The sequence below is a fragment of the Quyinboa mangrovi genome (assembly GCF_042219825.1).
Lineage (GTDB): Bacteria > Bacteroidota > Bacteroidia > Bacteroidales > UBA5342 > JBHJHP01.
The window spans coordinates 185,898-210,608 of the sequence record NZ_JBHJHQ010000008.1; the positions used below are offsets into that span (position 1 = coordinate 185,898).

The window sequence follows — 24,711 nt, forward strand, 5'->3', positions numbered from 1 at the left end:
TATTACGACAACAGACCTTTTCATAAGCGATTTACCAAGACTACCTCAATTCCTGTTAAAAACTTGTTGACAAGATACGGATATTTATCCACCTAAACCGAAAAGCCAATTTAAATTTTCAGCAAGAAAACTTTAGGGATTTGGTTACATCACCCAAGCACATGCACTTTCCAAGGTTAAAGTAATGGAATTAATAACCATTTCTTAAAACGTTCCACTTTATACAACAACTCAGAACCTTTTGTTTGTTCATTCCACACAAGCCATTTAACATTGATACAATGTAAAAATACATAAAAAGCAGGGCGCGTATAATCTTCGCCCTGCTTTAATACTACGTTATATCTCTATAATAACTACCTGTAAAATTCTTTAATACTGAAGATTTATCTTATTGACCGTAACCGAATCACCAACAGTGGTCTTCACCAGATATACGCCCTGTGGTCTTCCTGTAAGATCAAACGATTCCGCAGAATAATTAAGATTGCGGCGCTCGATAATTTTACCGGTAACATCATATATATCCACCATACAGCTTTCGTTTTGAGCAGCTTTTATATTTACAGTAAAGATACCGCTTGTTGGATTCGGGAAGGCACTTACTCCAAAGGCTGAATCTTCCGGCTTGTCATTAAGGACTACATTAAGTTTTACAAAGGAACTTTCAAGTTTTACAAACTTATCAGAGCCTTTTAAATATATCGGATTAACACTTCTGACCACCTTCTCACCTGCCTTATATATTTTGTAAGTTATATAGTCACCTTCTTCAAAACCAGGATCTTCTGCAAATGCTGATGCTGCATTAATGACAGCTGCATTTTTAGAGATATGATCCTCGGTTATTTTTACCGCACCCACACAGTTTTCGCCATCGTACACTGCGATTTCGTCATTTATCTGCAGTTCTGAGGCATCCAGTGCCAGAATATTGATGTTCATATGATCCAAACCATTACCTTCGTAGACTGTCATGAAATATGTCGGATCAGCGCTTAAGCTGTAAATTTCCTGAGACTTGTTAAACTGAGTTGAGATCGTAAGGGTTACATCAGCGTTGACATATACTTCATAACCTTCTCCAGGCCTGCAATTGCCAATATTATTGACCCAGCCACCGTAAATACCCCAGTCTTCGAGAGAATTGCCACGCTCATCCTTAACTTTCTCAAGCGTTCCATTATCAATAAGCGACTGAAATACGTTCTTAGCATCCACCTGATAATTGACCGGGAATGATATGATATTCCATCCTGCATTCAGATTGATATCCACAGGAACAGTAACCGGCAAACCCCTTAACGCCAGATTGCAGTCATTCAATACCTTTATCTTGTATCCCTCGGTACTTTTCATATTACCAATATTGTTTTTCCAGCCTCCTAAAGCCCCGAGATCTTCAAGCGTTTTACCTGATTCATCCTGAACCTTTATCAAATCACCTTCGCTAATAAGGCTGTCCAGTACATGTTTCATATCAGGATTTTCATCTAAGACGTATCCAGAAAACAGGTTCCATCCTGAAGAGAGTTCGATATTCTGATAAAAATCGGATTGAATAACGAGGTCAACAAACGATGACTCATTAAATCCATAGTGTCCATCTGTCATCCAGGTTGATACATCCTGTCGATAGTTAACCCTGGTCACAAACTTTTCGGCCTGGTCACTGATATCCCACACTTTGAAAATGATGGAATCGCCATTGACAAAACCATTCCCTGTTCCATCATCAAGTGATGCAACCAGATTGATAAGATCGTTATTCGAGGCTGCTGCCAGAGTAGTCGCACCTACACACAAATCGCCACTGAAAACAGCTATTTCATCTCCTGCCTGAAGCGGTGATTTATCCAGTGTCGCAGTCACAATATAAATATTCATATGACCAAAACCATTTTCACCATCCCAGACCGTGACAAAATGATTACCTCCTGCAGAATTTTCTGATGCCGCCATCAGATCTCCAAAACTTCCAACAAAAACCAGATTAAGAATAAATAAACTCCATGTTATCCTTCTCTTCAATAATCGTCCCATCATTTACATTTAAAACCAATATTTAACATTAATTTACCTTAACTCGTGGTCAAAGTTACAATTTATTAACAATAAATCAAATTTTGATAAATGGAATATTTGCGACACTAAATTACATATTGCTTAAAAGCCTTATTTTAAGGATATATTAGAGTATAGTTTAGATTTAATATAAATATAACATTAAAGCACAGCCAAGACTTGAAATAAATCAATCCTGACTAAGTTATATGTAAATTTTATTCGGAAGGTACTCGTAATAGTTAACCTATTTTTTACACGTTTAGAATACTATCTTTCTCCCTCATTTTCAACCACATAAACACACATCTATCCGTCAAATCAAAATCAATCAACTTGAAAACGATATTTTCAGGTTACTATTTTGTTTTAATTCTTAAAAAGTCTTAATTTTGTTCTTCTGTTGACCTACAGTATTGTTGTTGTAAGAACAATCGGAAACCTGCAACTTGCATCCATTAATAACATTTGTTCTTCTTCCCAATGAGCGATAGATTAATTAAGCTATGTTATGAATTTATTTGTACTTTTAGCCCAGCATTCTTGCTGAGAGTGAAAAGTGCCTTAACATTTTTGTTAATAAAATTCTATCCTGATGAGTAGTAAAAAGAAGATTCTGGTAATAGAAGATGATGCGGACATAGGAATGCTAATGACAACAGTACTTAACAGTAACGGGTATCATTGCGTATACACAAAAAATGGTGCCGAGGGTATTCAAAAAGCATTCGAACAAATTCCGGATCTGATATTGTGTGATATCTGCATGTCTCCAATGGATGGCTACCAGGTATTCAATATTCTTTCTGAAAGTTCATTAACCAAACATATCCCTTTTATTTTTATCAGTGGAAGAGCTGCTGCAGAAGATATCAGTCTTGGACTAAAACTTGGTGTGGATGACTATATTATCAAGCCCTTCCATAACAAAAGCCTGGTTAAAACGGTACAGACTAGACTTGAGAAACACGACAGACTGATTAGCGTGGGAAGAACACAGTTAAGAACGCTACTTGATATGATGCCTAATGCAGTCTTTTTAACTGACTGTAATTCAATCACCCAGGTTAATGAATCCTTTAAAAGGATATTTGGATATGAAGACAAGGATATTCCAAATCTGAAAATCAACTTATTATTTGACAACAGGAGCCTTAAAAACCTGCAGAATATATTACAGGACTGTAACAATAACGTACTCGATTCCTATAGTGGAGAGATAAACATTCAGTTACGGGACGGCTCAGTGCAAAAAGCTTTACTTTCACTTTCAAAAACAGACAGACATCCTACAGGAGGGAAATTTATTGGACTTATAACCCCCTTAAAAGCTAATATAAGTACCGGGTTTACCCCTAAACACATTGAGGCAATATCAAAGGTATTGAAGGATGAAAACATAGATGTAACTGACAGCCTGGTCCAGAAACTGAGCTATGTTACTACAGACAAAGAGATTAAACACAAACCGGAGCCGGATGTCATCTTTTCAAAACGGGAAAAGGAAGTTCTGAAACTATCCTGCGATGGACTGCCGATCAAACTTATTGCGGACAAACTTTGCATCTCGGATCGAACCGTAGAAAAATACAGAGCAAGTCTTATGACCAAGACCGGATCAAAAAACATTGTGGAAGTATTGGTTTACGCCATTAAGAGCAGTCTGATTGAGATTTAACTTACATCAGCAAACTACACATAATCAGTGGGTGGTGCATATTTTTTACACTATAATTCATGCATTGCATCACTGATCACTTTTTTCCTGCGATCGGAAAGTTTTAAATCATTATTTTTTTCTGTCGATTCAATATAAGTTTTAACTGCATGATCAATAAACGTATTCTGAGAATCGAATTTACGACAGGCATGACAAACCGTATGATGCATTTTCAACTGCAACTTTTCCGTGAAAGATAACTTACGAAATGACTTTTGAACTGTTAGCTTTGTTGCTTCAAGGCAGGTCAACATTATTTTATTCATCCATTCCCCCATGCCCTAACTATTAAACCAGTTTTTTTCAATACATCCACGAAGCTGCAATTTAGCCCTGTGAATTATTACCCAAAGATTAGACGATGTAATTCCCAAATCCTTACATATTTCATCCGTTGTTTTATCGTCCATATTTTTTAAAGAAAATACAGATGACCACAAATTGGGCAACCGCTCCATACAAAACGCAAGAATTTTCAAAAATTCCTCATTGCTCAGGTCCTGATCAGCATCCATACTCCAGGGCTTGGGCATCACACTTTCATCCCAGAATCCATCAGATTTGAAATAGCCTGCATAAAACTCCTGATCATCCGTACTCTCAGCAACCTTGCTTTTCACAGCCTTTTTTCTGTAGAAATCAATAATTCTGTTTTTAAGGATATTATACAGCCAGGTTTTCTCACTGCAATCCCTGCGAAAATTATTCAGGTTTTTCAGGGCTGACAAAAAAGTTTCCTGCACTAAATCTTCAGCCTCTTCCCTGTCTCCAATCCGGGCATATGCAAACCTGAACAGTTCATCACCGTACGCCTCTACCCAACACATCGGATCACAACTATATGTTTTCTGATTGCTCATTTAATGAAGGTCCACCGGTGATTTTTCGGAATGATTAATTAAATTACAAATTCAACTTCTTTGAACCAAAACGTTTTTTCACCGTCGTTTGTTGCAAGCACTAACTGACCTGACGGAAGTATTTCCTTTATCTCAGCTTCAAAAACGGCTTCACCAATTTTAAAAGGCCATTTTCCATTTTTTCGGTACAACGATTCTGTATATGCCTCATCAATCAACTCAAACTGTCTGTCCTGCAATATATTAAACCAATGAATCAGATCGAGTTGTAATTCCTTAACCAGGTTCTGAAGATTGTATGTTTCTCCGGTAATCATATTAAGACTCACAGGATTTGGCAGATTATCACCGAATACTGACTGATTGACATTTAATCCAATGCCCACTATGGTATTTGAAACTGCATTCCCGATTATACTGTTTTCAATCAGAATTCCCCCGGCTTTTTTGTCACCAATATAAATATCATTAGGCCATTTCAGCGCCACAGATGTTTCTAAAAAGCTAAGCAATTCCTTACAGGCAATAGCTGCAGCTTTTGAAATGTAAAACTGATTTGCAGGTTCCAGAAATTCAAATGAGAACCAGGTGGAACACAAAATATTCAGACCTCTCTCAGACTCCCATCTGTTTTCGGCCTGACCTCTGCCTCCCGTCTGAAAATCAGTAACCACCATAAATCCTTCAGGCAGATTATCATTGTTGGGTAAATGCGCCAGGTAATGATTCGTTGAAATTACTTCGTCAATGTAGTGAATGTGCATCCTTGAAATTGTGTTTAAAAACAAATTTATTCAGAATATTCCTTACAAAAAGGATTTTAAAGATTTAAAAAACATATTATTAGACATACTTTTAAAAAAGTTTTCACAAAAACCATTATTATGAGCATATTCTCATTAAATTTGTAATAAATATAACATATGCCAAGAAGAAGACGTTTACGAAATATAACAGCACCTCCGGGTTTCAGAGGTTATAAACCTTATGGATGTACGAGACCGAATGATTCTGTCAACTTAAACTACGAAGAATATGAAGCCATAAAACTGGCTGATTATGACCTGATGAATCATGAGGAAGCTGCTCTTAAGATGGATGTCTCCAGAGCTACATTCGCCCGGATTTACGAAAGTGCCAGAAGGAAAATAGCAGACGCCCTTGTAAATGTAAAGGAGATCAGAACCGTTTTCGGGAATGCCAACCTTAATGACAACTGGTACAGCTGCAAGGAATGCTTTACCCGCTTTACTGTTCCGGAAACCCTGGCTGAACACAACTGTCCGGTTTGCAAGTCGGATCAGGTACTTAAAATCAATAAGGAAAACTTTTCAAAATGACCTTCATGAAGACACAAGAATCAAGACAGAGGACACAAGACAATCGTTGTACGAATGTTTTTCATTATTTAAACCCGTTTCTAATATTCATTTTAATTCTGTTCGTATCGTGTAACAGAACTTATAAACCAACGGATACGGAATTGGTTTTTGCCGAACAGCCTAATATTAATATAGATGGTCAGTTTGATGACTGGAACAAAGTGGACCACGTCCGCATTTTTTCTGATGAGTTTGGAAACGTACCCAACCCAAAAGATTTAAAAGCCCAAATAAGTGCCGCATGGGCAGGAGAAGGAATTTATCTCTTCTTTGAAATTAATGATGACATAAACTATATTCATCCTGATTCCTGTTGCAAGAGCGATGCCATTGACATTTTCATATCACCTGACAAAGGGAAAGATGATATAGTGCAGTACTCCATCCCACTGACTTTTCACCCCAATGGTGATGGAATTATTTATGTGACAGATCACCGAAAGAAATGTTATCTACGATCTGTAGGACCTTCTCAAAAAGCAATGGGACACACAGAAAACGGTACAACCAAACTGGAAGTCTTTATAGCCACCGAAGCCATTGGAAAAAAGCCACAGGTTGGCTCAACGCTCTCTTTACAGATTTATGTAAATGATCCTGATAGGAAAAATGATCCCGACATGAACAGTCTTAAACTGTATGCCGGAAATTTCAGTAACGAGACTTCATTTACCCATTATCCGGTCAGGCTGGGCAAAGCAGAATCGAAACTGTATGAAACAACCAGTAAAACTACCATTACCGATGATAAGGATATTACCCTTTCAATAACAGGCTTTACAGGGAAAGGTGATCTTGCAATTTACAAAGGTGATCAGCTTGTTAAGGAGCTGCCCATAGAAAACAATGATGCCGACAAAACAGTTGAAGTCGATCCCGGAACCGGATTTGATGCTATGAACGACACATTATCCGTTGTTCTTAATGGCCAAACCATTGGTTTTCATAATCTGATAGTGTCACCACGAAAATATGTCCATATTCCGGCTCCACGGTTTTATGAATCGTTTAATATATTCCATTTAAAGGACAGGATCAGTTTCCCGGAACCTGACGGAGCTCTGTTTATCGGCAGTTCGAGTATGCGTTTATGGGGTTCGGTTCATGAAGATTTTCCTGAATTGAATGTGATTCATCGTGGATTTGGCGGATCCAACTCCAAAGATGTGCTTCTGCACATGAATGATATTGTTCTGCCCTATAATCCGGCGATGATCGTTTATTACGAAGGTGACAACGACATTGTTGACAAGTTCCCTCTGGATACCATTATCAACAATATGGAACGGTTTATCAGCGAAGCACAAGCGAACAAGGCAGATACAAAAATATACTTTTTGTCACCCAAACCATCCATAGCTCGTATGGCTTTGTGGGATCAGTACAAGGAGCTGCATCAAAAAATGAAGGACATGACAAATGCCTATAATAATGTATTTTATGTGGACGTCTCAACTCCGATGTTTAATGCTGACGGGACTTTAAAGAATGACATCTTCTGCAAGGATAACCTGCATATGGTACATAAAGGCTATATTATCTGGAAACACACCTTACGTGAAGCACTGGGGCTTTAACTACAGCATATTAACCCTTTAACGGACAGTTCCGGCATATGGATAAATACTCTCCCTCCGCTACCCTTTGCCGGAATTGTCTCATTTTATGGCCTTGCCAAATCCGATCTGTACTCCCATCCTGAATTTTCCCTGGTGAGAATGATGCGTTTTTATCCATGCAACACAGAGCTGTTTCACCCCCTGAACATACCACCATACTGGTCCACATCTTTTTACATCCCGATGCAGCACTGTTTTTAATCCTTGAGTTATCACTGCTGCGATACCGTGCATACCTGCTTTCCAGCGGCATCCAGTCTTTGGCTCTCTCTGCATCGTAAAACTGGGCGGTTTTAAGAAAGAACCGGTCTACTCCCAAATCGTATACTTTTTTTCGGGCTTCCGGAATTTCATGTTCATTGAACCGGAATACTATGAACTGAACCTCAATTAGCGGAAACACACTCTTATACTTTTTTCTGGCTTCCACCAGATTGGCAATGCCATCAAGAACATGTTGCAGTTTTCCCCGTACCCTGTACTTCGCATACGTTTCCTGGGTCAACCCGTCCATTGAAACCACAATTTTATTCAATCCATTTTCAACCAGTTGTTCTGCTTTTTCAGGTGTCAGATTCTGGGCATTGGTAGAAATAATGGAATAGATGCCGGCATCCGATGTTTCTGCAATGATCTTAAAAAGATCCGGATTCAGCAGAGGTTCACCCTGAAAATACAGATTAGCTACAATAGCATGGGCCTTTGTCTGCGCTATCACCTTTGCAGCATCCCCGGCTGACATCCAGGATGTGGCCCGTTTCAAACCGTTCATCCCGGTGACACATTCCGGACAGGACAGATTACAGCTATTTGTTGTTTCCAGGGTCAAATAGGCCGGTTTGCCACGGTGCAAATTTCGTTTCAGCAGTTTTGAAAGGCCATGTGATCCATACAAAAGAAAGAGGTTCGAAAGCCTCTTCGCAGTCAAACTGCCAAGCAAAGCCCGAACCTCTTTATGATATCCTTTCAGTAACGGCATGTATCAGGATGCGCTTTTCAGACCACTGCGCATCAACAGTGCATCGATAGAAGGTTCCTGACCACGAAAACGTTTATAAAGTACCATTGCGTTCTCGGTACCCCCTTTTTCCAGAATATTTTTTCTGAATGACGTGGCAACATCCTTATTGAATATTCCTTTTTCACGGAACAGTGAAAATGCATCGGCATCCAGCACCTCTGCCCATTTATAACCATAGTATCCGGCAGCATAACCACCTGCGAACAAATGGCCAAATTGTGTACTCATGCATACGCCGTCTATTTCAGGAAAAAGTCGTGTCGGTGCCCAGGCTTGTTCCTCGAACTCTTTCACATTGCCGTCATAAGGTTGTTCCAATGTATGCCAGGCCATATCAAGCAAACCAAAGCTTAGCTGACGTACGGATTGATAACCGGCATTAAAGTTTCGTGAATCCACGATCTTCTGAACCAGTTCTGCAGGAATGGGCTCACCAGTTTTATAATGAACTGCAAATTTATCAAGGAACTGTTTTTCAGGGCCCCAGTTCTCCATGATCTGGGAAGGTAATTCCACAAAATCCTGGAACACACTGGTTCCGGAAAGTCCCGGATAAGTTGTAGCGGCAAACATACCATGCAAAGAATGGCCAAATTCATGCAGAAAGGTCTCCACTTCGTCATACGTCAGCAGCGAAGGGGCATCTTCTGTGCTTGGCGTAAAGTTCATCACAATGGTAATATGCGGCCTGCTGTCTTTTCCGTCTTTTTTCCACTGTCCTTTAAAATTGCTCATCCAGGCACCGCCTCTCTTCCCCTTTCTGGGATGGAAATCGGCATACAACACGGCAAGAAAAGAACCATCCTGATCGTATACCTCATAGGGAATGACTTCAGGATTGTAAACCTGAATATCCCTGTTTTCTTTAAATGTTATTCCATACAGATCAGTTGCCAGGCCGAATACACCACTGATTACATTTTCAAGCTTGAAATAGGGCTTCAGCATTTCATCATCCAGATCGAACTTTTCGCTTTTCAGTTCTTCAGAATAATACGACCAGTCCCAGGGCATCAGTTCGCCCTTAAATCCAAGCACTTTAGCTTTGGCAGCAACTTCTGCTTTTTCTTTTTCAGCAGCAGGCAAGGATGCAGCAAGAAGCTTGTTCAACAATTCATAAACATTATCCGGATTTTCTGCCATGCGGCGTACCAGCACATAATCAGCATAGGTATCATAACCCAGAAGATGGGCTCGTTCAAGGCGTAACCGGGTCAGCCGTTTAACAATAGCTTCATTGTTATTTTCATTGTCCTGAAACCCTTTTTGACCGTATGCCATGTACAGCTCGTGGCGCAGATCACGGTTATCTGCATATTTCATCACGCTCACATATACCGGCATGGTAATATCCACAAGCCACCCCTCTTTGCCTTCTTTTTTAGCCTTGGAAGCCAGAATCGATTTCATACCTTCAGGTATTCCTTTCAGGTCTTCCTCGTTCGTAACCAGCTTTGTCCAGGCATTGGTTTCAGCCAGTACATGATTATTGAAATCCAGTGAAAGTTTTGACAACTCCTCGTTTATGGCTCGCAGTTTTGTTTTATCGGCTTCATCCAGATTGGCTCCGTTACGGGCAAAACCGGAGTAGGTATCTTCCAGCAATTTCGTTTGTTCCGTGGTCAGTTCCAGCTCATTTCGCTTATCATATACAGCCTTCACACGTCCGAATAATGCATCGTCCAGCGTGATATCGTTATGATACGCTGTCATTTTAGGCGACAGGATCTGAGCTATTTCCTGCAATGTGTCCGATGTTTCAGAACTCAACAGGTTATAGAACACACCCGATGTTCTTGACAACAAGCTCCCGGCATAATCCAATGCCGCAATGGTATTCTCAAACGTCGGTTCTTCTGCATTGTTTTTTATGGCATCAATTTCTTCACGCCCCTGTTTAAAAGCCTCCTCGAAGGCGGGCATAAAATCTTCATTCTTAATCTCATTAAACGGTGCGGTTTGATGAGGGGTCTTAAATTCTTTAACTAATAATGGATTCATTTCTTTTTCTTTACAAGACCATACTGCCAAAACCAGCAGTAGTAATAGTGTTTGCTTTTTCATGTTGGTGATTGTTGTGTTCAATCACAAATATACATAACAGAATGCATGCGATTTCGTTTAATCCTGTTTTTTTTGATTTTACATCCGCGAATGTTTATTCCGACCTTCCTCTGTATCGTAGTTCAACCTTTAACACGTCTATATTGTTATCAAAAATAAAATCGTATGCGGCAACACCTGATCATAGTATTACTGGCATTAAGCCTGCCCATCCTGGCCCAGGATTATCCTGACCTGTATGCTAAATCGTTGAATATAAACCAGACCGGCATGTATGTTTTGGGAGGCTGGGCATTGGCCAACATAGCCACCGGGGCCTATGGCTGGAGTAAATATGATGGCAATCAAAAATACTTTCACCAGATGAACCTCTTCTGGAATACGGTCAATCTGACCATTGCCGGCATCGGGCTTTACAGTGCCATCCATACAGATCCTTCTGTGATGAACACAAACAGCATTCTATCTGCACAACAAAAAACAGAAAATACGTTTCTGATCAATGCGGGTCTTGATGTACTCTACATGGCAGGTGGTTATTATATGATGCATCTTTCACAGAAAAAGGAAAAATACAGGGATCTGCTAAATGGTTACGGAAAGTCGGTAATGCTTCAGGGTGCATTTTTGTTTGTGTTCGACCTTGTTATGTATGGCATCCAGCACCACCACGGCAATTCATTTGGCGGTGCATTATCGCAGGTAGCTTTGTCTCCGAATGCTTTAACATTGCGGTTTGTGTTTTAACTTCTATGTTGTTTTTCAGGACCTTAATCCTTAAAAAGGGTTATAGTTACAATTTATTAGCTAAATAGTGGGGTTTAACACCCACGCCCAGTTGTTTCTTTTGAGACATCAAAAGAAACCAAAAATGTCAGCTGCAAAGAACCGCTATTATTTGCCCGTTACTATTATTTAACCAGATTTCCTTCGCTCAAAGCCGCACCCTTTGCAGCGGCCTGCACACAATCCCAATCCATTTAAAAGCAGTCAATTAACCTGTATGATTTAAATCTTTATCTCACTTTAATTATTGTTCCATTTATATTTCACAGGTACATCCGGAATGCCGTTGCCATCTACATCTTTAAATGATCCGGCATATTCTATCAGACTTTTCCACACTTTGATTTCCTGAACTCCCGGTTTTATTTTATCGCCATCAATTATGGTTGCATTAATATCCACAACAGACATACCGTCTTCCATTTTGGGAATTACTTTGAGTAATCCAAAGCTTTTCTTTTTAATCAGCGAAAGATTCCGCATCATGTAGGTATCCGCCGTTACCGCATATAATTTCTTATTCTTTTTTGAAAGATCAATTGCTTTAAATATTCCGTTTTGATCCGGCATTTTTATGGCAGCAATCTTCTTAAAGAACCCTCCATCCTCATTCCTAACGATCTTCATCCCACTTGTATGAATAAAATAGGTGGGATCATTCTTTGCCATCATCTCCAGCATTTCCAGTACCGTTTTAATTTCGTGTGCCGTAAAATACATGCGGGATAAGGCATAGCCCGGAACCTTGTCATTCCCTTCTCCCAGCGATGCCACGCTGAAAATCTGCGGCAGGGCATAGCTGCCCGGATCGAGTCCCGAACGAATCATCCCCTGGGCAATGAGCGAAATATCGGTTCCTGTCCCGTCTTTTCGATTCACATTATATTGAATAGCATCGGCAATCAGCGGCGCAATATTGCTTTTGGCTGGTTCTTCATCCATATACTGCAAAGGAAAAGCTGTTTCCAGTATTTTTTTGTTGTAATCAATACCAACGTATTTTTGCAAAGTATCTTTCAAATGCGTAAACTGTGACTCAATCTTTGTTTCCACCATACCATTTTCCCCTCTTTCACCAGTCACCGGAATCAGTTCATATTTTAGTTCAGACGGATTGTTCTTAACAAGCGTTAGCTTCCCTATACCCTTACCATAAGCTCCGGTTTGCACGATGGGTGTCCCATTATATATCAATGGCTGATCCAAACGCGTATGGGTGTGTCCGCTGATAATGGCATCAATGCCTTCGGTTTTCGTGGCCAGCTCAATATCTTCTGACATGTCCCACTCCCCTTTTTCATTTTTATAAACGCCACTGTGCGAAAGGCAGATGATAAAATCCACCTGATGCTCTTCCTTCAGAATTTTAACGATCTTTTTGGCAGTCTTAATCCGGTTCTGCAGTTTGTAGGCATATAGGTTCGGTGTATAATCGTAGGCAATATCTCCCAGAATACCAAAAAATCCGACTTTTACTCCATCCTTTTCCACAATGGTATATGGGGTTACAATGGAATCCCTGTAAAGTCCGGCCAGACCTTCATCATTTTTATTTGCTGCATAATCTATATTGGCAAGTACTAAAGACGGGCAACCTAAGGCACTGGCTTTCCTTGCATAATCTACAAAGGGTTTTACACCAAAATCAAATTCATGATTCCCGACGCTAACGGCATCATAACCCATTACTTTCATCAGGTTCAACTGAAAACCCGATTCCATCTCAATCATCTGAAACAGAGTTCCCATAAGGAAATCACCGGCATCGGCCACAAAAACCGGGTGATCTGTGTTATGCTTTTCTTTCTCTATCAATGCGGAAATCTGTGCAAAGCCACCGGTTAATGTTCCGTCTGGTGATTTTTCTTCCAGAATATGCGCATGCATATCGTTGGTATGCAAAATAGTAATGGTCTGAGAAAAAAGAGGGAAGCATATCAGACTGAACAGCACAATTATCGTGCATAGATACCTGAATTTCATAAACTATATCAATTTAAACCAAACACTAAAGTAAGTGATTTCTGTTTCTCTGGTATTTCAAATCGTTTAAATAGATTATAAAAATTATAACCATTCGATCTGAAAAAATCCCCCGTCCCGATCTAAATCGGTACACCCCCTTTTAAAAAAGGGGGACTTTCCAAACAACCAAAATGCTCTTACCTAAAACACCGGTTGCAATCCTTCCCATTTCACTTTCCAGTCTTTGGGGAATCCCGGATTATTTGTTGTATTCCCCTCATAACCGGCACACATCATGGCAACAGCTGTGAGCAGTCCGCCATTACCCGGCAGATAAATGCGCAGACGTGTACCCTGATAATTATGTCCATTGGGCAGATAGGTATTTTTCAGTACATCTTTCATCAGCAGATCAATGGCTTTATCTGGTTTTCCAAGGCGTGTAGCACTCATAGCTGCCATCGGATAATCCCAGCCCCAGGTTCTGTCCCAGTTCCAGTGCTCCTCTATATAATCAAAAGTTTTTGCCATCACAGCTGTATCCACACCAACGGTATTTGGCAGGATACCAAACGCGCCCAGTACCATCGGATGATCCGAATAGTGCTCCTCGTTGGTATAAGAATCCGGCGCACTTTCAGCCGCCAGGTATAATCCATCCTTCCGGGCGAAAGTCGGCAGGCCTTCGATCACTTTCTGCCATTCCGGATTCGGTTCCTTACCCATGCGTTCTTTCCATTGTTGTGCAATACTAAGGCCCCAGTACCAGTAGCCCAGTTCAAAAGGCGGATTCACAGTCACCTCGCGTTGTAGGCTTTCCTGAGCCGGGATCAATGGAGGCCCCAGATAATAGCGGTTATTTTCTGCATCGTAACGGGCAAAGTCAGCCATAAAATCTGCCGTGGCAAAAACGACTTTGGCATATTTATCCAGGGTGGCCTGATCAGGATGTGCACGATAGCACAACTCTGCATAATAAATGATGTGCGGCTCCTGCCAGATCAGAAATTCGCCCACACCAGACGGACTGTCATCGCCCTGATGATCAGTCATTTTGGGCCAGCGTACACCGGCATACCCCTGAATCTCTGCCTTGGTTTTGGCTTTATCATAGATGTGGTTATAATAATCCAGACTTTTTTCCAACAGATCGGTCCGGTTCCAGTAAGCCCAGTGCACACCATGCCACCAGTGCATTTCCAGATGCGGTTTGCCATACCAGCTGTTAAACGTCAGTCCCGTTTCCTGCGGTGGAAAATCCGAAGCACATTGCAGGCGTGTAAGGTATTGCGACAACACAATGCGACGTTCCAGTTCTGCAGCACGTGTATCTTTGGTTCCTGAAAAATCCACGACACCAGTGGTCGTCCAGTAATTTCCCCACATGCCAGCTGATGCCGATTCCACATCGGTGTATGCCACGGCTGTTTCAAAATTGTTGTGAGCATTAAATTCAACAGTAGCTTCAAACGTTGTATTTTCAGCATCCGGCATCAAAACAAAATAATGTGCCTTTTTCTTATTCAGGTCTGCTTTACCGGTCCATACAAGCCTTGCAAAATATACCGTAGTATCAATGGTATGTTTAAAAATCACACTGTTTTCGTCCTCAGATACGATCTCAGATTTATGTCTATCATCGTGTCCGAAGTCGCAGGCATCATCCACATGACCACCTGTCGGATAGGGGAAAATAACTTTTATACCGCTTTCTCCCTTTACAATCTTATTGGCTTCCAAACGAATTCCAATCAGGTCCTTTTCAGGGTGACAAACGGTTTGAACCATAATATTCTCACCGTTCACATCGAATGAACTGGAGATCAGACCTGACCACATATCCAGTTTCTGGTCAATATTCTTTAGCGTTTCAATCTGAACCGGTGATTTATCGTCGTTGAGTAATTCAAGGCCGACAATACCCAGATGCAGGCGGTGTGGGTTTTCGCGCAGATAATTTGCTGCGTCCCTTTTTCTTCCTGGTTCACGCCACTGTACTGCATAAGGAATCTCCCGTCCTTCCACATCGTAATATTTGTAGGTATCGCTCAGCTTGTAATCACCCGTATTCGGGAAGCTGTGCCAGCCCCACTCCGACATGGTCCCCAGGCAAACACCTTTTTCATATACCTCAGGAAAAGTCTGAAGTCCGGTAACATCTACGGTATAGGCAAAACTGCCATTCCCGACGGAAAGCGATGCCAGTGTGTCGACAGCGGTCAGTTCCACATTATGGCGAGTGACCAATGCCTTGCGGTCAATTTTAGAAGCCGTTTGTACTTTTGTGCCACACGAAGAAACCAGTACAGCCATAACCAGCAGCACCAGCATCAGGATTGAATTGGATTTTAAGGTCATATTATTGTGTTTTTAATTTTCGTTTTTCTCACACCCAAACTTTAAATGGAGCTGGTTATAAAAGAACGTCATTGCGAGGAAAGAAGCAATCTTTAGCATTTTATCAGAATCATGAGATTACTTCTACCGTCTTCAACGGTATCGTAATGACGGCGAGACAACTTTTATTTCACCCGCTGTAATGTTGCTGCCATGAGTCCGATCACCACATCGGTGGTATTGGTCATAAGGGTCAGCGATTTAAGTTCCTTATCAGGATTCAACGGCAGATCCAGAAGTGTGGCCGCACCGCCTTCAATCTTATTGGTGCCATTCTTTCTCAACACATCGTACGAATCCATGTGCCATTCGCCGCTTTTCAGATAAAGTCGTGGTGGACGTGGCGCATGCACCTCAAAGGCATAGCCATCCTCATAATAATCCTGCTCGATGGGCCACCAGTTTTCTGGACTGTTCAGCGGCAACACGGCATTTGAACCATCGGCATATTCCACCCGAACCCGGCCATTCATCATGTTCACCTGCATATGATGCATTGATCCGGCCATCAACAAATAGATATGCGATGCCTTACCGGACAAATCAACCTGTGCTGAATCCGGATAATTATCCCATTGTGATGTAAAGAGGATATTTTCACCCTCTTCTGGTGAAATGGCAAAGGGGACGCCCTGCGGTGAAGTGATTTTACCCTGTGCACCAGCTTTTTCACGAATTCCTGCATCATCAATCTCTTCTGTCTCGCGGTAGGAACACCAGTCGCCAATGCCCTGAACCGGGATGCTCAGTGTTGGATACGGTGAGCGCGGATGGTAATACTGCTCCTCAAAAATGTTGCTTACCCTGTTATTAAATGCTGTCCCCAGTGAAACAGTTTCAAATTCTGCTCCGATTGCCTTTTTTACATTCCAGTTGATGACTTCTTCCACTGTAACACTTTCTCCGGATGTCACCAATATGGTATTTGTTCCGGGAACCAGGTATTCAACAGGGACAGATTGCAACGGGGTTTCCTGACGGGGCTGTAATGTCAGTTCCTGCCTGAACGAGCCGATACTGTAAAACCCTTCAAATTCATTTTCAGAATTATTCCGGATTACAAACTCAATTTTATCTTCCGGCTGTGATTTATCATAGACAATATCAACCGGAGCCCGAAGTTCAAAGGTCAGGGGCTGCCACCAGGTCATATCGCCCTGACTGAGCCTGACAAACATAGTCCGCCAGCCTTTTTCACCACCCAGTTTTAATGCAACACCATCTTTCGATCTGTTGATTTCCCGTAATATCTTCTGCGGGTCGTTGTAATCTTTTACGGTCCACTCCTCAGAGTTTAAGCGAAGATGATCGCCAAGCGCATAAACCGGTAAAATTTCAGGTTTATTTATGGGTTTTCCGGACCATTCAACGTTAATATTAAATTCTGTAGCCTCCGGTGTTTCAATGCGTATTTCGGGTGATCCGATGGCATCCTCGTCAACCTTATAATCAAGAGGTTCTCCGTTCAACGTCACTGATTTCACCTGATCAGATGAAGCTCGTAATTTTAATAGCAGCTTCACTTTCTTCCGAAAATGAGATACAATGGTATAACTGTCTGTTTTCCCGTTACGGCTGTAATCAATTTTTATATCCGGTGTTTCCAGTTTGGCATGATCCCAGTCTTCCGGCCAACCGGGATTAACGGTAAGCTTCCCGTTCAGCATATCCGGTTCAACACCGAAAAGCCCTTCCACCAAGGCACGTGATGCCATGCCAATAGGATCAGCAAAATCGCGGTAGAGTTCACCCCGGAAGGCATCGTAATACGACAGCTGTCCGAAATTTCCAGGACTTGCTCCCATGAACATGTAATCGAGGAATGAACTTTTGGTCAGTTTGAAAGCCTTGTCCGAACGTCCTGACTGCCAGTAAGCAAGAGCAGTATGCAGCACCTCAGCCAAAGCTACGTTATTTATGGACCAGGTATACGGCATCCAGTTGGTGGTTGAAATGGTATAGTATTTTCCTGACTCCAGACCTTTTGCTTCTACAGGAATATGCGGAATATAATGGTCTATATAGTCGGTTGACTGCCAGGCCTGAAACGGATCAGCCACACCTTCATCCACCGCATGGTACACGGTCCAGACAGCGGCATCCGGATGGACCAGCTGATTACCCAGAAGATCTTTATATTCGGCAAAGCGGCCTAAATCAGACAGCCAGAGCTTTTCGTTGACAGCCCTTTTTATTTTTTCAGCCTCCGCAGCATAGGGTGCAGGATCTTTCCCAATCAGTGGTGCGAGTTGAGCTGCTATTTTGTTGGCGCGGTAGTTATATGCCGAAGAATGCGTGACATCACCACCACGGTATTGCAGGGCATCGCTGGCCCAGATACAGGCGTATGCATTGTAAAGTCCATCGTCATCCGGATCAAAACATCTTTTTTCCCATGCCAGATGACGTTCCAGTACCGGCCAGCTCTCACGCAGAAAATCCATATCGCCGGTCCAGTTAAAATGCGATAACAATTGCGATATAAACACCAGGTTCATGTCGTAGTGGTGTGGTTTATTAATACCTCCGGGTCTTCTGCTGATATACCCACTGGTAAACAAAGCGGTTCCCACCTCCTCTTTCTGGCGTGCCAGGTGTGTTTTCGGATCCGGCACACTTGGGCCGGAAAGAGGTTCTGTATACTGAGACTTAAAATAGCCGCGAAAATGCGTTTCCGCCCTGTCGTGCCAGCCCAGCCAATCTGCAGCATATGCACCACGCCAGCCGTTTAGCGGCATGCGCCAGGCTATCGCGCCATGCATGAATGATTTCCCGTCCCATACGGCATCGGCAGCTGTTGCCAGTGTGGCTCCAACAGCATTGATGTACGGATCCGGCGTTTCAATCTTTATGCGATCCTCCAGTGCCTTTCTGGCCTGATCGGCTTGAGTAAACAGTTCCGGCAGCTCATTATAATCCGGTCGGATCCTTGTATCAGGATTCACCAGGAGGAAGAAGTTTTCCTCGTCTCTGTTAAGTTTCAGTATACCTGAGATTGCAGGCAGATCTGATTTTCCGGACCTGTAAAAATCCAGTGGATTATTCTGTGACCCAGCATCACCAATCTTTATTTCCGATTGAACCGGAACAAGTCCAAAAATCCGCTTTTTCTGAAGTAGTTCAGGATGTTTCAGTTCCTCCGGGGAGGGTTTATAGTCGCTTACCTGATTATCCGAGGGTGTTCTGCCTGAGGCATAATAGAGATTGAAGCTGTTATCTTTCGTAAAGTACTCATCACCTTTACAATATTCCGGTTTCAGATAAAAACTTGATTCCGGATCAGCACCCAGATCGCCGTCCCTTGAGAACCGTTTACCGCTGGCCCCACCAAATGCCCAGAAGAGGTCCACATCACCCGGGACCTTTTCCCCAGAAACCTTCAGTATCATGCCATCAGCATCTTCCAGAGCCAGTACCTGAATATGGATCAATCCGCCTTTTAAAAGCGGATCCCCAATGATATAGGTCATTGTTCCGGCTTCATACCGGGCCTTTATGGATTCAGCCGTTATAAGCCATTTCGACGTTTCTCCTGATATCAGACCGAATTTCAGGTTTCCACCCATGCGGGGCATGTACATGGCAAATTCCGGCAGATCCCCGGCTTCAACACGAAAACCGGTATTAGATCCGTAAAGTGCCCTGTTAAACCGGTGCGTGCCATTATGGATTACAAAACCGTTCCCATCCGGCTGGTAGCGCAGCTCCCTGGTCTGATTGTGCCATTTACCTGAAGGTTTTGCTTCCTGCTCAACAGAAGCACAGGAGGCAAATAAAAAAATCAAAAAGACACTGATGGAATATTTCATCACTTTCTTAATAAAATCCTCCGATTCCGACTTATCAGTCGGAACCACCTCCTTTTGAAGGAGGACAAACGTTCTCAGAGAACGTATATAATGATACAACTTTTTCACAATATTATTTTATTTTGAACACAAAGCCACTGGATGTCTGATATTTCCCACCCTGGGATGTTGTAAAAAGATATTTTGGGAAGCCGTTTTTCATGAGCAGCTGTGGCCTTTCGAACCGTCCGTAACGACTTAAATGTTTTGGGGCCGGAGGTTGGTTGATATAATGAGCGGCTTCGTAATATGCCACTTCAGGATCGTTCCAACGAAGTCCATCGGATGATTCAAAGATCAGACCATAGTCGTGATTAAAAAAGCCCATATCCCGTGCAATCAGTTTGAAAGTATTTTTTTCGTACCACACAAATGCATCTTCCAGTTGCTCGTTGTTTCCTCTTGATGAAAAATCAATCACCGGATTACCCTCGAACTTTTTGTAGGGCCCTTCAATATTTTTAGCGATGGCCAGTCCGTACTTCCGGTTTCCCCGGATTCGTTTACCTTTGGCAGCTTCATATTCTTCGGTATTCCACGATTTATAATACAGCCAGTACTCTCCGTTCGGATGAACTAAAAGCGCAGGGTTTGTGGTACAGTGATCATCCCAGGCACCCTCCTGTCCGGCCTCCAGAAGTGGTTCATCCGTTCTTTTCCACGGACCATTCAGTGAATCTGCAACAGCCAGGCCAATGCGTTTGGTATTGGTCTTACCATTGGAGTTTCCCATATAAAACAAATAATAATTCCCGTTGACATGCTGTATGTGCGGATTATGGCAGGTTGTCGCATCAAAATAACCCGCTCTTGATGCCAAAACAGTTTCCACATGTCTGAATTCCGATTCCGGTGAATCGGCAATGGCATGTGCGATCTCACTTTTATGAATCCAGCCGCCCATTCCGTATTTGTCCGGCCAGCGGGAATAAAACACATGCACCTTTCCGTCCTCACCATAAATCGGTGTATTGCACCATACGTAGTACCCTTCTTCTTCCAGTATACGGCCGACAGGTTTCAGATGCTGACTGAAATCAGAGGCCCTGGCTTCCAATCCTGTAAAGTCATTATCCGACCAACCATATAATGCATTCCGAAAACCGGCTATCATTCCGGGAACTAAAATGGCGCCTTTTATGAAGGTTCTTCTGGTAGTCATAATTTAATGCCCTAAAAATAGCAAAAACGCAAGAGAAAGAAAACGTTTTCATGAAGACATTGGGAGGAATTTTAATTGAGAAGCTATTATTATAATATAAGGATTAAGATTATCAATGAATCATTTATTTTCATCTTGATAACTCAGGTATAATGTTATAGACTGCCCCGATAGGGCGAAGAACGTTACTTTAACTTTATAGCCCAAAGCGCCACTTTGTTTGCTTTGGGCTGAATTAAATTGGGCTTTCAGCCCGGATCAAAATGAAACATCAATAAATTTATTCCAGACCCATCAGACAAGATGATGTTATTTATCTGATTGGAAGAGTGAATACATATTTTACGGGTAACAAAAGGATACTTATTATAAATCCCTCATTATTAGCATAAAAATCCTTAAATTTACCAGAAGAAACGCCACAGAGTGGCAGATTAATTCAACCCAATGCATATTTGAGCTAGCGAAAATATCGCATTGGGCATCCATACCCTTAGATCAAACCGCCCTGATAGGGCAACTTAAACTTAAATACTATGTCACAGTCATTATCAAAACTTTATGTTCATATTGTATTTCGCATTAAAAAAGAAGGAATTAAAATACAACCAGAAATTGAGAAGGAACTATATGCTTATATAGGTTCTATTATAAAGGAGAATGAGTCTATCCCAACCATAATCAACGGAGTGCAGGATCATTTACATGTCTTTTGCATCATGTCAAAGAATATTGCACTGTCAAAACTGGTAGAAGAGATTAAACGTCATAGTAGCAGATGGATAAAAACAAAAGGTGCTAAATATAAAGCGTTTGCATGGCAAGGTGGTTATGGAGGATTTTCCGTAAGTCCTTCTCTTCACGAGAAAACAAAGAAATATATTCAAAATCAGAAATCACATCATCATAAAATGACTTTTAAAGAGGAGTATATTTTGTTTTTAAATGAATATGGAATTGAATATGATGACAGGTATGCTTGGACAGATTGAGTTAACCTGCCCTTTCAGGACGAAAAAAATTGGATCACCTGATACCCCAAAGCGCCACTTTGTTTGCTTTGGGCTTAAATTAGCTGGGCTTTCAGCCCGGAATTTAATTTCATCCATTATACAAAATACGGACTGCAAATGCAATCCGTATTTTGTAAAATAATCTACACGATTTACCTTTTTAATTCATTTAATTCTATTTTCTTTAATACCTTTCCCGACAATAACTTCTTATAATCAATATTCCACTCATTGCTATTGTCTTCTACATCCCAATACAATTCTTTAATTGAATCCAACTCTTCAACTGAATAATATTGATTAAATTCAATCCTCCATAAATAAGCCCTTTTAATTCTGTGAAAAAGAATCTCATCTGTTGTTTTAGGGAAGAAATCAATCCATTTATAAAGCAAGGCCTCATTATAGTCTATTTCTCTTTGAAATGCATTTATATCAATATCATAAGTATTAAAATCCTGAAATAATACTGAGAGTGGATGATTAATATACTTACCCTTCCGATTAATAATTACAGTATTTAAATAAGCCATTTCATCTTCAAATGATTGAAACTCCCCATTTTCTAGTTGGTAATATGAAACTGTCAATGATGAAGTATCCATTTCGGGATTTATAAATTCAATTTTTGCGTATGCAGTTCCGTTAAGGGTTTTAAAAATATACTCAGTACTATCCTGCCATTCCATGGGTTCATCTCTTCCATTAATGTAAAAACTCAATGAATCGTTTACTCCCAAATGTCTGACAAACAACTTTACAGCAATATCTTTCCCTTTTTCTCCTTCAATATTTAGTAAGGCCTTTTTATCATTCCCTGATTTGATAATTACCTCCTTACCAGGAGTATTTAGGGTAACAATTCTGGTATTATTTTCATTTATAATGTCTCTTTGAGCAACAACAAACGAAGAGCACAACGTCAAGAAATATAATAATAAAATTATTTCAGGCTTTTTCATGATAACAGGATAAAATTGTATAAATCAAATATAATACTTATTTAATTATATCACCTGTCAATATAATAAGCCTGTTGCCCTTACGGGGCGCTTTAACCGTTCCGGCTGGCAACACAGGATGGCATCCTGTGTTACAGCAGTACGTCCTTCGGACTTTTTTACATTTGATATCCCGCATTGGAAAAATTACGCCAACGGCGTAACAACACTAACCCAGGCCACTACCTTATAATTTAATAAAGATGAGAATCAAGTCGCCCTGTAAGGGCATGAGTCTAACAATAAAAAAGAAAAAACAATTCAAATATATTCTTAAATTACTCCTTCAACACATAACCCTGGTAGCTAAAATCATCTATTTTCAGCACACCGTCGCCTTTGCAGAAGACTCCGACTTTAAGATTTTTGAAACCGCGAAGTACATTATGCTGGTAACCCGAAACCTCACGGCTGGTTGGATAATAGATCCAGGATTCGCCATCTTTGCTGAAAGCCATTTGAAGGTCGTTCATTCTCCGTATCAACCTGAAAAACGTACAACCGTCTTTATTCAGGACCGGCCCCTTCCCTTTCTCTGCCCAATCCAGTGCATACATGTTTTTACCGTTTATGGCAATACCTGTATAATTCTCTTTATCGTAGTACAGAACAAAGCCATATTCCAGTGAATCATTATCTTCGTCGGCAATTAATTTTATAGTAGCATCAAAATTTACATCCGGGGTATTTGCAACCATGGCCTTAACCTTATCCTTTACCGAAGAAATATTCAGTTCACCATCAACAACAACTATTTCACCAAGATCTTTGATTCCGGCAAACTGCCACTGTGGTTTTAAAACAACGGTATTGAAAGAATCATCCTTTAGTTTAATATTTTCAAAAAACACTGTAGACGGTTCTTCTGTTGGTTTCCGTTTTAGTCTGAACCATCCATCATCCGTCCACTTTACAGGTTCAATTAAAACCTGTCGCCCTCTGTTGAGTTCATTATTTCTATAGGCATGATAGACGATATACCAATTCCCTTTAGGATCATCAAAAATGGTTCCGTGACCTTTTGACCACCACTCCTCTTTAGGAGACCAGGTTCGCAACACGGGATTATAAGCACTGTTTTCCCAGGGGCCCATCACATTTTCGGATCTGGCAGAAACAACCATATGACTTGTAGAAGGACCAGCAGTACCTCCCTGAGCGGAGGTCATAAAGTAGAGCCCGTCCTTATAAATCAGTTTTGGCGATTCCAGACAGAAACATTCAATAATCCAGTCGTTTGGGATTGGCCAACCATCATAAACTTTTGTCTTTTTTCCTACGATAGAAAGGCCATCTGGTGCCAGTTTGGCGACCCAGCCATTATTGAAATAGAGGTATCTGTCTCCTTCCGGCGTAACAATATGTCCCGGATCGATACCATTCGTCTTTAAATCTACCGGATCACTCCAGGGCCCTTCAGGATTGTCTGCTGTTACTACATAATTGGTGCCGTTTGCAGGGAAATAGATATAAAATTTCTGATCGAAGTATACCAGTTCAGGGGACCAAATATCACCAACATATTTTGTCAGGGCATACCCAATCATGGTCCAGTCCTTCAGATTTTCTGAGTGATAAATCTGTAATCCCGGAACATAATTATATGAGCAAAAGGTCATATAATAATCCTTGTCAACACGTACAATTGTTGGATCAGCATGGTCTCCACCGAAGATGTGCCAGATCTTTTGTGACCGGACCATCGGAATGATAAAAATCAACAGAAATAGTATAATACGTATCCTCTTCATAGCACCATCATTAATTGTTCCCCGCTAACAAATATAAGTTTTTAAAGGGATATTCGTA

17 protein-coding genes are annotated in these 24,711 nt (G+C 41.2%); 5 read left to right on the top strand and 12 right to left on the bottom strand.

Features of this window, described 5'->3' with window-relative positions:
- Positions 1–372: 372 nt before the first annotated feature.
- Positions 373–2,046, bottom strand: a complete 1,674-nt coding sequence (locus ACE1ET_RS17195; RefSeq protein ID WP_375729662.1) for a T9SS type A sorting domain-containing protein — start codon at positions 2,044–2,046, stop codon at positions 373–375.
- Positions 2,047–2,659: 613 nt separating this feature from the next.
- Here ACE1ET_RS17195 and ACE1ET_RS17200 point away from each other — a divergent pair.
- The gene (locus ACE1ET_RS17200) at positions 2,660–3,742 is read left to right on the top strand and encodes a response regulator (protein WP_375729663.1); all 1,083 of its coding nucleotides are present in this window, start codon (positions 2,660–2,662) and stop codon (positions 3,740–3,742) included.
- 50 nt (positions 3,743–3,792) lie between these two features.
- Here the strand turns inward: ACE1ET_RS17200 and ACE1ET_RS17205 are convergent, their stop codons facing one another.
- From ACE1ET_RS17205 to ACE1ET_RS17215, 3 genes are read right to left on the bottom strand one after another with little or no spacing between them, the layout of a single operon-like run.
- Complete coding sequence (locus ACE1ET_RS17205) at positions 3,793–4,062, bottom strand: anti-sigma factor family protein (RefSeq protein ID WP_375729664.1); 270 nt, start codon at positions 4,060–4,062, stop codon at positions 3,793–3,795.
- Positions 4,063–4,065: 3 nt separating this feature from the next.
- Positions 4,066–4,644: a sigma-70 family RNA polymerase sigma factor gene (locus ACE1ET_RS17210; RefSeq protein WP_375729665.1), complete on the bottom strand. Its 579-nt coding sequence runs from the start codon at positions 4,642–4,644 to the stop codon at positions 4,066–4,068.
- 38 nt (positions 4,645–4,682) lie between these two features.
- A complete protein-coding gene (locus ACE1ET_RS17215) occupies positions 4,683–5,408 on the bottom strand; it encodes a biotin--[acetyl-CoA-carboxylase] ligase (RefSeq protein ID WP_375729666.1) in 726 nt (241 codons plus the stop codon).
- A 159-nt stretch (positions 5,409–5,567) separates the two neighbouring features.
- On the opposite strand from ACE1ET_RS17215, the gene ACE1ET_RS17220 reads away from it, so the two are divergent.
- Together ACE1ET_RS17220 and ACE1ET_RS17225 are read left to right on the top strand one after the other, a co-directional pair.
- On the top strand, positions 5,568–5,984 hold the full coding sequence (locus ACE1ET_RS17220; RefSeq protein ID WP_375729667.1) for a DUF134 domain-containing protein: 417 nt from the start codon (positions 5,568–5,570) through the stop codon (positions 5,982–5,984).
- Positions 5,985–5,989: 5 nt separating this feature from the next.
- Positions 5,990–7,603, top strand: a complete 1,614-nt coding sequence (locus ACE1ET_RS17225) for a GDSL-type esterase/lipase family protein (RefSeq protein WP_375729668.1) — start codon at positions 5,990–5,992, stop codon at positions 7,601–7,603.
- 10 nt (positions 7,604–7,613) lie between these two features.
- Here ACE1ET_RS17225 and ACE1ET_RS17230 read toward each other — a convergent pair whose 3' ends face one another.
- Positions 7,614–8,624, bottom strand: a complete 1,011-nt coding sequence (locus tag ACE1ET_RS17230) for a radical SAM/SPASM domain-containing protein (protein ID WP_375729669.1) — start codon at positions 8,622–8,624, stop codon at positions 7,614–7,616.
- Positions 8,625–8,627: 3 nt separating this feature from the next.
- Positions 8,628–10,730, bottom strand: a complete 2,103-nt coding sequence (locus ACE1ET_RS17235) for a M3 family metallopeptidase (protein WP_375729670.1) — start codon at positions 10,728–10,730, stop codon at positions 8,628–8,630.
- A gap of 165 nt (positions 10,731–10,895) precedes the next feature.
- Between ACE1ET_RS17235 and ACE1ET_RS17240 the strand changes: the two genes are divergently transcribed.
- The gene (locus ACE1ET_RS17240) at positions 10,896–11,477 is read left to right on the top strand and encodes a DUF6992 family protein (RefSeq protein ID WP_375729671.1); all 582 of its coding nucleotides are present in this window, start codon (positions 10,896–10,898) and stop codon (positions 11,475–11,477) included.
- 279 nt (positions 11,478–11,756) lie between these two features.
- On the opposite strand, the gene ACE1ET_RS17245 is transcribed toward ACE1ET_RS17240, so the two are convergent.
- The 4 genes from ACE1ET_RS17245 to ACE1ET_RS17260 all read right to left on the bottom strand — a co-directional run bounded on the left by ACE1ET_RS17245 (position 11,757) and on the right by ACE1ET_RS17260 (position 20,888).
- Positions 11,757–13,499 carry a bifunctional metallophosphatase/5'-nucleotidase gene (locus tag ACE1ET_RS17245; RefSeq protein WP_375729672.1) on the bottom strand — a complete coding sequence of 581 codons (1,743 nt, stop codon included), beginning with the start codon at positions 13,497–13,499 and terminating at the stop codon, positions 11,757–11,759.
- A 183-nt stretch (positions 13,500–13,682) separates the two neighbouring features.
- Entirely contained in the window at positions 13,683–15,839 is a 2,157-nt protein-coding gene (locus ACE1ET_RS17250; protein WP_375729673.1) for a hypothetical protein, read from the bottom strand.
- A gap of 164 nt (positions 15,840–16,003) precedes the next feature.
- On the bottom strand, positions 16,004–19,795 hold the full coding sequence (locus tag ACE1ET_RS17255) for a DUF4450 domain-containing protein (protein ID WP_375729674.1): 3,792 nt from the start codon (positions 19,793–19,795) through the stop codon (positions 16,004–16,006).
- Positions 19,796–19,799: 4 nt separating this feature from the next.
- Positions 19,800–20,888 carry a glycoside hydrolase family protein gene (locus ACE1ET_RS17260; protein ID WP_375729675.1) on the bottom strand — a complete coding sequence of 363 codons (1,089 nt, stop codon included), beginning with the start codon at positions 20,886–20,888 and terminating at the stop codon, positions 19,800–19,802.
- Between the two features lie 536 nt (positions 20,889–21,424).
- Between ACE1ET_RS17260 and ACE1ET_RS17265 the strand changes: the two genes are divergently transcribed.
- Positions 21,425–21,880, top strand: a complete 456-nt coding sequence (locus tag ACE1ET_RS17265; protein ID WP_375729676.1) for a transposase — start codon at positions 21,425–21,427, stop codon at positions 21,878–21,880.
- A gap of 173 nt (positions 21,881–22,053) precedes the next feature.
- Here the strand turns inward: ACE1ET_RS17265 and ACE1ET_RS17270 are convergent, their stop codons facing one another.
- Entirely contained in the window at positions 22,054–22,863 is an 810-nt protein-coding gene (locus tag ACE1ET_RS17270) for a hypothetical protein (RefSeq protein ID WP_375729677.1), read from the bottom strand.
- A 317-nt stretch (positions 22,864–23,180) separates the two neighbouring features.
- Positions 23,181–24,653, bottom strand: coding sequence for a family 43 glycosylhydrolase (locus ACE1ET_RS17275; RefSeq protein ID WP_375729678.1), 1,473 nt, complete (start codon positions 24,651–24,653; stop codon positions 23,181–23,183).
- Positions 24,654–24,711 lie beyond the last annotated feature (58 nt).